Source organism: Bradyrhizobium sp. UFLA01-814, from assembly GCF_046718885.1.
Lineage (GTDB): Bacteria > Pseudomonadota > Alphaproteobacteria > Rhizobiales > Xanthobacteraceae > Bradyrhizobium > Bradyrhizobium elkanii.
The window spans coordinates 20,416-32,129 of sequence record NZ_JAQOSR010000104.1 but is presented as its reverse complement, the minus strand read 5'-3'; the positions used below and the strand labels follow the sequence as shown (position 1 = coordinate 32,129).

Sequence of the window (11,714 nt, the reverse complement as noted above, 5' to 3'; positions counted from 1 at the left end):
CCACATGAGCTTTGCGTCCGAAGTCGCGCTGCAAGGCCGCGCGTCGTCGCTTGCCTTCCGTTACGCGCTGCGCGAACTGCGCGGCGGCCTGCGCGGCTTCTACGTGTTCATCGCCTGCATCGCGCTCGGCGTGATGGCGATTGCCGGCGTCGGCTCGGTCGCCGCCAGCCTCGGCGACGGCCTGTCGCGCGAAGGACGCACGCTGCTCGGCGGCGACGCCGCGTTCTCGCTGATCTCGCGCGAGGCCAAGCCCGAGGAGGTCGCCTATCTGCGCACGCGCGGCGAGGTTTCGATCGCGGCCACGCTCCGTGCGATGGCGCGCAGCAATGACGGCAAGCTGGCCCTGGTCGAGCTCAAGGCGGTCGACGGCAAATATCCGATGCTCGGCGAGCTGACGCTCGAGCCGAACATGCCGGTCGCCGATCTGCTAGCCGAACGCGACGGCGTCTATGGCGCGGCCGCCGATTCGACGTTGCTGGCGCGGCTCGACCTGAAGCTCGGCGACCGCGTCACCATCGGCAGTGCGACCTACCAGATCCGCAGCGTGGTGGTGGCCGAGCCCGACAAGCTCGCCGGCGGCGTCGGCCTCGGGCCGCGCTTCCTGATCAGCGAAGCCAGCCTGCACGCCACCGACCTGCTGCAACCGGGCAGCCTGGTGCGCTGGATCTACCGGGTGAAACTGCCCGACGGCGCCAATGACGATCGCGCCACCACCGCGCTGATCGACGGCGCACGCAGCGCCGCGCCGGAGGCCGGCTGGGAGGTCCGCAGCCGCAGCAATGCCTCACCGCAGCTCGAGCGCACCATCAGCCGCTTCACCCAGTTCCTGACCCTGGTCGGCCTCGCGGCGCTGCTGGTCGGCGGTGTCGGCGTCGCCAACGCGGTGAAGAGCCATATCGACCGGCGCCGCGACGTCATCGCCTCGTTCAAGGCGCTCGGCGCCACCGGCCGCGACGTCTTCACGATCTACTGCACGCAGGTGGTGGTGCTGGCCGGGATCGGCTCGGTGATCGGGCTCGTGCTTGGCGCCGCGCTACCCTTCGTCATCGTCGGCCTGTTCGGCAAGCTGCTGCCGCTGCCGGTGGTGCCCGCGCTGCATCCCGACGAGCTGGCGCTGTCCTTCATCTACGGCCAGCTCACCGCGCTGGCGTTCGGGCTGTGGCCGCTTGGCCGGGTGCATGACGTGCCGGTCGCCGCGCTGTTCCGCGAGACCGTCGCCAGCGAGTGGCATCGCCCGCGCTGGAGCTATCTGGCGCTGATGGCCGTGGTGATCGCGCTCCTGATCGGCGTCGCGATCGGGCTTGCCTATGACAAGCGGGTCGCCGCCGTGTTCGTCGCCTCGTCGATCGCGGTGTTCCTGCTGTTGCGCGGAATCGCCGAGCTCCTGATGGCGGTGGCGCGGCGGCTGCCGCGCAGCCGCATGACCATGCTGCGGCTCGCGATCGCCAACATCCACCGGCCGGGCGCGCTGACGCCGTCGGTGGTGCTGTCGCTGGGGCTCGGGCTCGCGGTGCTCGTCACCATCACCCAGATCGACGGCAATCTGCGGCGGCAATTCCTGGCCGCCCTGCCCGAGCGGGCGCCGTCGTTCTTCTTCATCGACATCCCCTCCACCGAAGCCGACCGCTTCAATGCCTTCCTGGCCAAGATCGCCGCCGGCTCGACCGTCGAGGATGTGCCGATGCTGCGCGGGCGCATCGTGGCCGCGCGCGGCGTCAAGGCCGACCAGCTCAAGCCGTCCGTCGATTCGGAATGGGTGCTGCAGAGCGACCGCGGCCTGACCTATACCGGCGAAATTCCCAAGGGCTCGAAGATCGTCGAGGGCGAATGGTGGGGGCCGGACTACAGCGGCCCCCCGCTGGTCTCGATGGAGAAGAAGATCGCCGACGGCCTGTCCCTGAAGATCGGCGACGAGATCGTGGTCAACGTGCTCGGCCGCGACGTGCCGGCGAAGATCGCCAACCTGCGCAACATCGACTGGCAGGGCCTCGGCATCAATTTCGTGCTGGTGTTCTCGCCGAATGCCTTCAAGGGCGCGCCGCACAGCCATGTCGCGACCCTGACGGAACCACACGCAGATTCCGCCGACGACGCGCGCATCATCAAGCAGGTCGCCGACGCGTTCCCGATGGTGACCAGCGTGCGGGTCCGCGAGGCGCTGGAGACGGTCGGCAGCGTCGTCAGCAATCTGGTGCTGGCGATCCGCGGCGCCAGCGCCGTGACGCTGATCTCGGCGATCCTGGTGCTCGGCGGCGCGCTCGCCGCCGGACACCGCCACCGCGTCTATGACGCCGTGATTCTCAAGACGCTCGGCGCCACGCGGGTGCGATTGCTCGGCGCCTACGCGCTGGAGTATCTGATGATCGGTTTTGCAACCGCCGTGTTCGGGGTGATCGCCGGCTCGATCGCGGCCTGGCTGATCGTGACGCGGCTGATGACGCTGAGTTTTATCTGGCAGGCCGGCAGCGCCGCGCTGGTCGTGGCCGCCGCGCTGGTCGTCACGGTCGGACTGGGGCTCGCCGGGACGCTGCTCGCGCTAAACCAGAAGCCGGCCTCAGTGTTGCGGAATTTGTGACAAAATGTAGCGGCGCGAGCGCCGTTTTTGCCTATAACGCTAGGGTAGAGCGACATTCGGCCGCGCGTGGAAGCTTGCGTCGGATGTGTTAATTTCCCACATACCAATCGGGTCGGATAGTCGGTTTGAATGACACGGAATTAATGTTCCGCAAACCGAGCCATCTGAGATAGATTTACGACCGGCGCCGCAAATCCCTTGCGCTCCACCGGGACCAACCACGGGAATTCGACCATGTCGGACCTAGACCGCAACTACGCTTCTCCTTTCGGCCGGGCCGCCGGGCGCATTGACGCTGCGGCCGTCGACGCCGGTCTGCGCGCCTACATGCTGCGCATCTACAACTACATGAGCATCGGCCTGGCCATCACCGGCCTCGCCGCGCTCGGCGTCTACATGGGTGCGGTGACCACCGACCAGTCGGCCGCCGTCGCCAAGTTCGGCAACGCCTATCTGACGCAATTCGGCTACGCGATGTTCGTGAGCCCGCTGAAGTGGCTGTTCATCCTCGCCCCTCTGGCGATGGTGTTCGTCATCTCGGCCGGCATCAACCGCCTGCAGCCCGCGACCGCCCAACTCCTGTTCTGGGTGTTCTCGGCGCTGATGGGTCTGTCGCTGTCGTCGATCTTCCTGGTGTACACGCACACCTCGATCGTGCGCGTGTTCTTCATCACCGCGGCGACGTTCGGTGCGCTGAGCCTCTACGGCTACACCACCAAGCGTGACATGAGCGGCATGGGCTCGTTCCTGTTCATGGGTCTGATCGGCATCATCATCGCGAGCCTGGTCAACCTGTTCCTGGCGAGCTCGGCGCTGCAGTTCATCGTCTCGGTGGTCGGCGTGCTGGTGTTCGCGGGCCTCACCGCCTGGGACACCCAGCGGCTGAAGAACGACTACATCTACGGCTACGCCTCGCAGGGTGGCGTGATGGCAGAGCGGGCGGCAATCACTGGTGCGCTGTCGCTCTACCTGAACTTCATCAACCTGTTCACGCTGCTCCTGCAGTTGCTCGGCCAGCGCGACTAAGCGCCTCGAGCGAGCCGATCGATCCAGCCTTGCAATCCAAGCCCCGGCCATCCGGCCGGGGCTTTTTCTGTTGCGCGGGGCAGGATGTGGCGCAGCCCGGATGAAGCGCAGCGCAATCCGGGGCAAGTTCATCCATGGCTGCGACAGTCCCGGGCTGCGACAGTCCCGGATTTCGCGAAGCCTGTCATCGGGCGCGCGTTCGCGCGACCCGTTGGCTCCATCCGGGCTACAAGCTTTTCGTTTGCGCGAGGCAAAAATAGTGGCGAGGCCGCGCGAGGGCCGCACAACTGCGCCGGCGGATTAGCGGATTTGTAGCCTGGATGAGCGAAGCGATATCCGGGGAAGCTGTACCCGGGTGGTGAGATCCTCCCGGATGTCGCTTCGCTCATCCGGGCTACGAGAAATCCCTACACCAGCGACAGCTTGCGGTCGATCACGAACAGCACGCGTTCGAGTTCATGGCCGCGGCGCAGGATCAGGCCGGTCGCGGAAATCACGCTGTACATGCCCTGCTTGCGCGCAAGCCGGGGGTCCTTCTCGATCCGGTAGATCGGCACTTCCGACGCGCGCCGGAACACCGAGAACACGGCACGGTCCTTCAGGAAGTCGATCGCATAATCGCGCCACTCGCCGTCGGCGACCATGCGGCCGTAGAGATTGAGAATGCGGTTGAGTTCAAGTCGATTGAAAGTCACGCGGTTGGGCTGAGGGGTCGCGGCGGCGGTGCGCGCCGCGGCACGACTCCCGCTCGGATCGGTGTCCTCCGAGATCAAACTCATCGAGCGCCTCCTGTCACCTCGGCGACGATCGGGTTCCGAAGGCCCCTCTTCGGGATCGTCACGAGAGTGACATGATCGCGCTAAGCGAGCGTGCCCGCAAGGGGCCAATCGCAATGCAACCGGGCCTTAACCACGGCCGCGCGCGGCGGATTGTCCGGAAAACCGCAGAGTCACGGGAACGTTAGCGGAATCATATTGCTGCCCCACTTCCGCCCATCGCCCGCCCCGCTGCCCTGCGAAAAGGAAATCCTGCGTTGGCCCGGTCCTTTCGGTTCCGGATTCCTCAGCCCCCAGCCCCCCGGGGCCGTCGGGATCGGGCCTGTTCGCAGGGGAGTTAAATCCCAACACTGGGCCAACGAAAGTTGGTCCTTTTTGTTTTTGGGACCTGCGCAAGCGAGACGCGCGCAAAACCCCGGCGCTTTCCTTTCGGCAAATCACTGAATGCAGGTTCGTCGCCATGCGCGGCTGCACGACAACGTGCGTGCGGTCCAACGGCGCCGCCACGGGCGGAAGCCGGCGCATCGCGCCTTACCGCAGCAAGGCTCTAGTGAAGCGAGGTGAAGGCAGCGCCGAGCATCGGGCCCGGCTTGTCGCGGTTGCCGTCCTGGACGTACACCGCCGCAGCATCGACACCGTCACGCGTGATGTTCTCCAGCGGCACGGTCCAGCTCCCGGACGAACCGTTCCAGTCACCGACCTTGAGGAGATTGCGCACCACGTTGTGGTAGGTGATCTCGCGGCCACGATTCTCGCCGCGCGCGATCGAGATCGGCACCGACTTCGAGATCGAGCAAATCCAGACCTCGCCGCGCGACACTGCGGGCGATTTCGACGCGGCGACCGACACGTTGATCTGCTTGCCGGTCAGCGTCATCGTCACCGGCACCGACATCACGCTGCCGCCCTTCTCGGTGTCCTTGATCGCGCTCTCGATGCTGGCGCGGTCGCTGCCGATCACATGCGCGGAGCCGTTGATCACGGCCTGCGGCGTGTAGACGTCGCGATCGCCGCGCACATGCGAATAGGCCTTCTGGCGCGCGCTGAAACGGGAATCGGCCAGCGTGTCCTTCCAGCCGAGATAGTCCCAATAGTCGATCGGCATGCTCAGCGCGATGACGTTGGGGTCCTTCGCGAGGTCACCGATGATCTTGTCCGCGGGCGGACAGGACGAGCATCCCTGCGAGGTGAAGAGTTCGACGACGGCACGCGGATCGGCGTGGGCGGGGCGGATGATCGCGACGATTGCGCAGATACCAAGGGCGCTGGACCATCGCGAGATAGAATTATAGGCCATCATCGCTGTCATACTGCGAACCAGTCGTGATGATTTCCATCCGTAATTGTACGGAGCATGAAGTCTGTCCCTGAACTTGCGTGCCCCAAAACGCGAGAAAGCGGCCTTTTTCATAGGCCGCCTTCTTTTTAGTCGCTACTCACTAAGCGGTGAGGCACCGATCACAAATCCGCGTTAGGCCGCGAGTTTGCGCAGCACATAATGCAGGATGCCGCCGTTTCGATAGTAGTCGAGTTCGTCCAGCGTATCGATGCGGCAGAGCAGCGGCACATCCTTCTTGCCGCCGTCGGCGGAGACGATTTCGGCCGTCAGCGTCTGGCGGGGCTTCAAATCGCCCTGCAACCCGCGGATCGTGACCTTTTCGTCGCCCTTGAGGCCGAGCGAGGACCACGACGTGCCGTCCTGGAAGGTGAGCGGAAGCACACCCATGCCGACCAAGTTGGAGCGATGGATACGCTCGAAGCTCTGGCAGATCACCGCGCGCACGCCGAGCAGACGGGTGCCCTTCGCGGCCCAGTCGCGCGACGAGCCGTTGCCGTATTCGGCGCCGGCGAACACCACCAGCGGCACGCCTTCCGCCTGGTACTTCATCGCGGCGTCGTAGATCGACATCTGCTCGCCGTCGGGCCAGTGCTTGGTCAAACCGCCTTCCGGAATATTGCCGTCGGCGCCTTTCAGCATGAAGTTCTTGATGCGGATGTTGGCGAAGGTGCCGCGCATCATCACTTCATGGTTGCCGCGCCGCGTGCCGTACTGGTTGAAGTCGGCGGGGCGCACCTGGTGCTCGCTGAGGAACTTGCCGGCGGGCGAGGTCAGCTTGATCGAACCGGCCGGCGAGATGTGGTCGGTGGTGATCTTGTCGCCGAACATCGCGAGGATCCGTGCATCGACCACGTCGACGATCGGCTCCGGCTGCTTCTTCATGCCCTCGAAATAGGGCGGGTTCTGCACATAGGTCGAGCTCATGTTCCAGCGATAGGTCTCGCTTTCCGTGGTCTTGATCTTGCGCCAGTTGGTATCGCCCTTGAACACGTCGGCGTACTTCTTCTTGAAGATCGTCGCAGTGACGTACTTCTTCATGAAGGCATTGATCTCCTTGGCGGTCGGCCAGATGTCCTTGAGGAACACCGGCTTGCCGTCCTTGCCGATGCCGAGCGGCTCGACCGCGAGATCCTTGGTCACGGTGCCGGCGAGCGCATGCGCGACGACGAGCGGCGGCGAGGCGAGGTAGTTCGCCTGCACGTCGGGCGAGACGCGGCCTTCGAAGTTGCGGTTGCCCGACAGCACGGCGGCGGCGACGATGCCGTTTTCGTTGATCGACTTCGAGATATCTTCCGGCAGCGGGCCGGAATTGCCGATGCAGGTCGTACAGCCGAAGCCGACGAGGTTGAAGCCGACCTTGTCGAGATCGGCCTGCAGGCCGGAATTGGCGAGATACTCCGCCACCACCTGGCTGCCCGGCGCGAGCGAGGTCTTCACCCACGGCTTGGCCTTGAGGCCCTTGGCGGCGGCCCTGCGCGCCAAGAGGCCGGCACCGATCAGCACGCTCGGATTGGAGGTGTTGGTGCAGGAGGTGATTGCCGCGATGACGACGTCGCCATGGCCGAGATCGAAGTCACGGCCCTCGACCGCATGACGCTTCTGCTCGCCCTCGGGCTTCTTGTATTCGCCAACCAGCGCGGTCGCGAAACCGGTCGACACCGCCGGCAGCGCGATGCGGCCTTCGGGACGCTTCGGCCCGGCCATCGACGGCACGACGTCGCCGAGGTCTAGCGTCAGCGTGGTGGTGAACACCGGGTCAGTCGACTTGGCGGTGCGGAACAGGCCCTGCGCCTTGGCATAGGCCTGCACCAGCTTGACGCGATCGGCCTTGCGGCCCGAGGTCTTCAGGTAATCGATGGTCGCGGCATCGACCGGGAAGAAGCCGCAGGTCGCGCCGTATTCGGGCGCCATGTTGCCGATGGTCGCCTTGTCCGCGACCGAGAGATAGTCGAGGCCCGGGCCAAAGAACTCGACGAACTTGCCGACCACGCCGAGCTTGCGCAGCATCTGGGTGACGGTGAGCACGAGGTCGGTCGCGGTGACGCCTTCCTTGAGCTGGCCCTTGAGCTTGAAGCCGACCACCTCAGGCAGCAGCATCGACAGCGGCTGGCCGAGCATGCAGGCCTCCGCCTCGATACCGCCGACGCCCCAGCCGAGCACGGCGAGGCCGTTGACCATCGTGGTGTGCGAGTCGGTGCCGACGAGCGAGTCGGGATAGGCGACCTCGAAGGTGCCGGTCTTCCGGCCGACCGTCATCTTCTCCTTCTTGGTCCACACCGTCTGCGCGAGATATTCGAGATTGACCTGGTGGCAGATGCCGGTGCCGGGCGGCACCACCGAGAAGTTCGAGAACGCCTTCTGGCCCCACTTCAGGAACTCGTAGCGCTCCTGGTTCTGCTTGTATTCCTCGGTGACGTTCTTCGCGAACGCCTTGTTGTCACCGAAGAAGTTGACGATCACCGAGTGGTCGATGACGAGATCGACCGGCACCAGCGGGTTGATCTTCTCGGCATCGCCGCCGAGGTTCTGCATCGCGTTGCGCATCGCGGCGAGGTCGACCACGGCCGGGACGCCGGTGAAATCCTGCATCAGCACGCGCGCCGGGCGGAATGCGATTTCGTGCTCGAGCTGGCGCTTCTTCAGCCACTTCGACACCGCAACGATGTCTTCCTTCTTGACGGTGCGGCCGTCCTCGTTGCGCAGCAGGTTCTCCAGCAGAACCTTCATCGAATACGGCAGCTTCGAAATCCCCTTCAGTCCGTTCTTCTCTGCCTGGGGCAGGCTGTAATAGACGTAGGACTTGCCGCCGACCTTCAGGGTCTTGCGGCATTTGAAGCTGTCGAGCGAGGTCATGCGAGGAATCCCAATTCTCAGTTATACCCGGCAAGGGTAACTAAACACCGGCGATCGGCACTGGCCAAGGGATGGCCTGGGGTGGGTTGCGGCCGCCGATTGTGTGTGCTGCATCAAGTTCCGGGCTTATAGAACCTTTCTAGAAGCACCGCCACACCGACAAGCGTGCGACAGCGTTGCGCGACCCAAAAATTCTCACGCGGTAGCGAAAGATTTCAGAGGGCTGTGACAAGACGAACCATGCGGCTCTCGGGACGAAATCTGAAATGCGTGCGCGGCGGACGCGAGGTGTTTTCCGGCCTCGACCTGTCGGCCACAGCCGGCGAGGCGCTCGCCATTACGGGCCCCAACGGCGCCGGCAAGACCTCGCTGCTGCGCGTCCTCGCCGGGCTATTGGTTCCCGCCGAGGGCTCGATCGCGCTCGAAGGCGGCGACGCCGAGCTCAGCCTGCCGGAGCAGGCCCACTATCTCGGCCATCGCGACGCCCTGAAGCCGGCGCTGAGCGTTGCGGAGAATCTGTCCTTCTGGCGGGAATTCCTCGGCGGCGAGACACAGGACGCCGGCGGCTGCCTTGCCGCGGTGGCGCTCGACCACGCCGCGCATCTGCCGGCGGCCTACCTCTCCGCCGGCCAGCGCCGCCGCCTGTCGATCGCGCGCCTGCTCTCGGTGCGGCGGCCGGTGTGGCTGCTGGACGAGCCGACATCGGCGCTCGATGCGGCCGGACAGGCGCTGTTCGTCGGGTTGATGCGCGACCATCTCGCACTGGGCGGCCTGATCGTCGCGGCGACGCACCTTCCGCTCGGCATCGATGCGCGCGGTCTGCGGATGGGAGGCGCGGCATGAGCGCGCTTGGCGCCTTGATCCGGCGCGACATCCGCATCGCGCTGCGCGTCGGCGGCGGCGCGCTCATCGGCGTGCTGTTCTTCCTCACCGTCACCGTGCTGATGCCGTTCGCGGTCGGGCCGGATCTGGCGCTGCTGTCGCGGCTCGGCCCCGCCATCCTCTGGCTCGGCGCGTTGCTGGCGAGCCTGCTCACGCTCGACCGGCTGTTCACGGCCGACCACGAGGACGGTTCGCTCGACCTCATCGTGATGAGCCGGACGCCGCTGGAACTCGCCTGCGCGGCCAAGGCGCTGGCGCACTGGATCGCGGCGGGCCTGCCGCTGATCGTCGCAACCCCGGTGCTCGGCCTGCTGCTCAATCTCGACGGCACCGCGACGCTTGCGGTTGCCGCGACGCTGCTGGCGGGAACACCGGCGCTGACCTTCACTGGCATGATCGGCGCGGCCCTGGCGGTGACGCTGCATCGCGGCGGGCTATTGCTCGCGGTGCTGGTGCTGCCGCTGTCGATCCCGGTGCTGATCTTCGGCGTGGCGGCCTCGCAGGCCGCGATATCGGGGCCCCTGCCCTTTGGAACACCGTTCTCGATCCTCTGCGCGCTGTCGCTTGCCAGCCTCGTGATCGGCCCCTTTGCCGCCGCCGCGAGCCTGCGGCACGGGCTGGACTGAGATGAGCCCGATCAAATCTCGCCGAGAGGAAATCGGCCGATTGCCTGCGACACATCGGACGATTATCAGGGTGCCATGACGCTGACCGACCTCGCCAATCCGACCAAGTTTCTGGCGCTGACCGCGCGCATCCTGCCGTGGCTCGCCGGCGTGACCGCGATCCTGCTCGCGATCGGGCTCTACCAGTCGGCGATGGCGCCCGACGACTACCAGCAGGGCGCCACGGTCAAGATCATGTTCATCCACGTGCCGAATGCGTGGCTGTCGATGTTCGTCTGGGGCGTCATGAGCGTGGCCGCGCTCGGCACGCTCGTGTGGCGGCATCCGCTCGCCGACGTCGCCGCGAAGGCCGCCGCTCCGATCGGCGCCGCCTTCACCTTCCTCGCGCTCGTCACCGGCTCGCTGTGGGGTCGGCCGATGTGGGGCACCTATTGGGAGTGGGATGCGCGCCTGACCTCGGTCTTGATCCTGTTCCTGATGTATCTCGGCCTGATGGCGCTGTGGCGCGCGGTGGAGGACCCGTCGCGCGCGGCAAGGGCGGCAGCGGTGCTGACCCTGGTCGGCGCGATCAATATCCCGATCATCAAATTCTCGGTCGACTGGTGGAACACGCTGCATCAGCCGGCCTCCGTGCTCCGGATGGGCGGATCGACCCTCGACAAGGCCTTCCTGTGGCCGCTGCTGGTGATGGCGATCGCGTTCTCGCTGCTCTTCATCACCTTGCACCTGGCGGCGATGCGCAACGAGATCCTGCGCCGGCGCGTGCGCAGCCTGCAGATGATGCAGGCCAGCCGCGTCTCGTTCACGACCGGTTCGCGCGATCAAAGCGCGTCAAACGAAATTGGAGCGGCGTGACACGATGGCGCTTGGTCCCTACGCCTCCTTCATCGTGACGTCCTACGCGCTGGTCGCGGCGGTCGTGCTGCTGTTGATCGTCTGGATCATCGCCGACTATCGCCGGCAACAGTCGCGTCTCAGGGAGATCGAGGCCAGCGGCGTGACGCGCCGCTCCGGCCGCAGTGCGGCGGACATCAGATGAGCGATCAGGCGACCAACGGCCCGCCGCAAGCCCGCCGCCTGCTGGTGGTGCTGCCGCTGGTGATCTTCCTCGGCCTCGCCGGACTGTTCCTGCTGCGGCTCTTTGGCGGCGATCCCTCGAAAATCCCGTCGGCGCTGATCGGCCGGCCGGCGCCGCAGACCGCCCTGCCCGCGCTCGACGGCCTGGTGCGGGACGGCGCGCCTGTCCCCGGTCTCGATCCCGCCGCCTTCAAGGGCAAGGTCTCGGTCGTCAATGTCTGGGCGTCGTGGTGCGTGCCTTGTCACGACGAGGCGCCGCTTCTGACCGAGCTCGGCAAGGACAAGCGCTTCCAGATCATCGGCATCAACTACAAGGACTCGCCCGAGAATGCCCGGCGCTTCCTCGGCCGCTACGGCAATCCGTTCGGCATCGTCGGCGTCGACGGCAACGGCCGCGCCTCGATCGAATGGGGCGTCTATGGCGTGCCCGAAACCTTCCTGGTCGGGCGCGAGGGCACCATCATCTACAAGCTGGTCGGCCCGGTGACGCCGGACAACGTCAACAGCGTGCTCAAGGCCGAGATCGAGAAGGCGCTCGCGGCGGGCAACTAGCCAGAGCG

General features: G+C 65.9%; 10 protein-coding genes. 7 read left to right on the top strand and 3 right to left on the bottom strand.

Annotated features, from left to right (window positions below; all coding sequences use genetic code 11):
• The first annotated feature begins 4 nt into the window (after positions 1-4).
• Positions 5-2,575, top strand: coding sequence for an ABC transporter permease (locus PMN64_RS27535; RefSeq protein WP_411782909.1), 2,571 nt, complete (start codon positions 5-7; stop codon positions 2,573-2,575).
• Positions 2,576-2,809: 234 nt separating this feature from the next.
• Entirely contained in the window at positions 2,810-3,601 is a 792-nt protein-coding gene (locus PMN64_RS27530) for a Bax inhibitor-1/YccA family protein (RefSeq protein WP_021078796.1), read from the top strand.
• Positions 3,602-4,008: 407 nt separating this feature from the next.
• Here the strand turns inward: PMN64_RS27530 and PMN64_RS27525 are convergent, their stop codons facing one another.
• From PMN64_RS27525 to acnA, 3 genes are all read right to left on the bottom strand, one after another.
• Positions 4,009-4,380 (bottom strand): DUF2794 domain-containing protein, encoded by a 372-nt coding sequence (locus PMN64_RS27525; RefSeq protein ID WP_028340822.1) that lies wholly within the window; start codon positions 4,378-4,380, stop codon positions 4,009-4,011.
• Positions 4,381-4,924: 544 nt separating this feature from the next.
• On the bottom strand, positions 4,925-5,686 hold the full coding sequence (locus tag PMN64_RS27520; protein ID WP_411782908.1) for a DUF1223 domain-containing protein: 762 nt from the start codon (positions 5,684-5,686) through the stop codon (positions 4,925-4,927).
• A gap of 162 nt (positions 5,687-5,848) precedes the next feature.
• Positions 5,849-8,569 (bottom strand): aconitate hydratase AcnA, encoded by a 2,721-nt coding sequence (acnA, locus tag PMN64_RS27515; RefSeq protein ID WP_411782907.1) that lies wholly within the window; start codon positions 8,567-8,569, stop codon positions 5,849-5,851.
• A 240-nt stretch (positions 8,570-8,809) separates the two neighbouring features.
• Here acnA and ccmA point away from each other — a divergent pair, with 240 nt between their 5' ends.
• The 5 genes from ccmA (at position 8,810) to PMN64_RS27490 (ending at position 11,706) form a co-directional block, all read left to right on the top strand.
• Positions 8,810-9,412, top strand: a complete 603-nt coding sequence (ccmA, locus tag PMN64_RS27510; protein ID WP_411782906.1) for a heme ABC exporter ATP-binding protein CcmA — start codon at positions 8,810-8,812, stop codon at positions 9,410-9,412.
• Positions 9,409-10,077 carry a heme exporter protein CcmB gene (gene ccmB, locus PMN64_RS27505; protein ID WP_018269392.1) on the top strand — a complete coding sequence of 223 codons (669 nt, stop codon included), beginning with the start codon at positions 9,409-9,411 and terminating at the stop codon, positions 10,075-10,077. The genes ccmA and ccmB overlap by 4 nt, the downstream gene beginning before the upstream one ends.
• 75 nt (positions 10,078-10,152) lie before the next feature.
• Positions 10,153-10,932: a heme ABC transporter permease gene (locus PMN64_RS27500; RefSeq protein ID WP_411782905.1), complete on the top strand. Its 780-nt coding sequence runs from the start codon at positions 10,153-10,155 to the stop codon at positions 10,930-10,932.
• A 4-nt stretch (positions 10,933-10,936) separates the two neighbouring features.
• Positions 10,937-11,116, top strand: a complete 180-nt coding sequence (gene ccmD, locus PMN64_RS27495; protein WP_304498119.1) for a heme exporter protein CcmD — start codon at positions 10,937-10,939, stop codon at positions 11,114-11,116.
• Complete coding sequence (locus PMN64_RS27490) at positions 11,113-11,706, top strand: DsbE family thiol:disulfide interchange protein (protein ID WP_411782904.1); 594 nt, start codon at positions 11,113-11,115, stop codon at positions 11,704-11,706. Before ccmD ends, PMN64_RS27490 begins: the two co-directional genes overlap by 4 nt.
• The last annotated feature ends 8 nt before the right edge of the window (positions 11,707-11,714 follow it).

Bases quoted from the DNA above. Each gene is read 5' to 3' on its own strand.
- PMN64_RS27525 (WP_028340822.1), bottom strand. From the start codon at position 4,380: ATGAGTTTGATCTCGGAGGACACCGATCCGAGCGGGAGTCGTGCCGCG.
- PMN64_RS27530 (WP_021078796.1), top strand. From the start codon at position 2,810: ATGTCGGACCTAGACCGCAACTACGCTTCTCCTTTCGGCCGGGCCGCC.
- ccmD (WP_304498119.1), top strand. From the start codon at position 10,937: ATGGCGCTTGGTCCCTACGCCTCCTTCATCGTGACGTCCTACGCGCTG.
- PMN64_RS27520 (WP_411782908.1), bottom strand. From the start codon at position 5,686: ATGACAGCGATGATGGCCTATAATTCTATCTCGCGATGGTCCAGCGCC.
- acnA (WP_411782907.1), bottom strand. From the start codon at position 8,569: ATGACCTCGCTCGACAGCTTCAAATGCCGCAAGACCCTGAAGGTCGGC.
- PMN64_RS27535 (WP_411782909.1), top strand. From the start codon at position 5: ATGAGCTTTGCGTCCGAAGTCGCGCTGCAAGGCCGCGCGTCGTCGCTT.
- PMN64_RS27490 (WP_411782904.1), top strand. From the start codon at position 11,113: ATGAGCGATCAGGCGACCAACGGCCCGCCGCAAGCCCGCCGCCTGCTG.
- PMN64_RS27500 (WP_411782905.1), top strand. From the start codon at position 10,153: ATGACGCTGACCGACCTCGCCAATCCGACCAAGTTTCTGGCGCTGACC.
- ccmB (WP_018269392.1), top strand. From the start codon at position 9,409: ATGAGCGCGCTTGGCGCCTTGATCCGGCGCGACATCCGCATCGCGCTG.
- ccmA (WP_411782906.1), top strand. From the start codon at position 8,810: ATGCGGCTCTCGGGACGAAATCTGAAATGCGTGCGCGGCGGACGCGAG.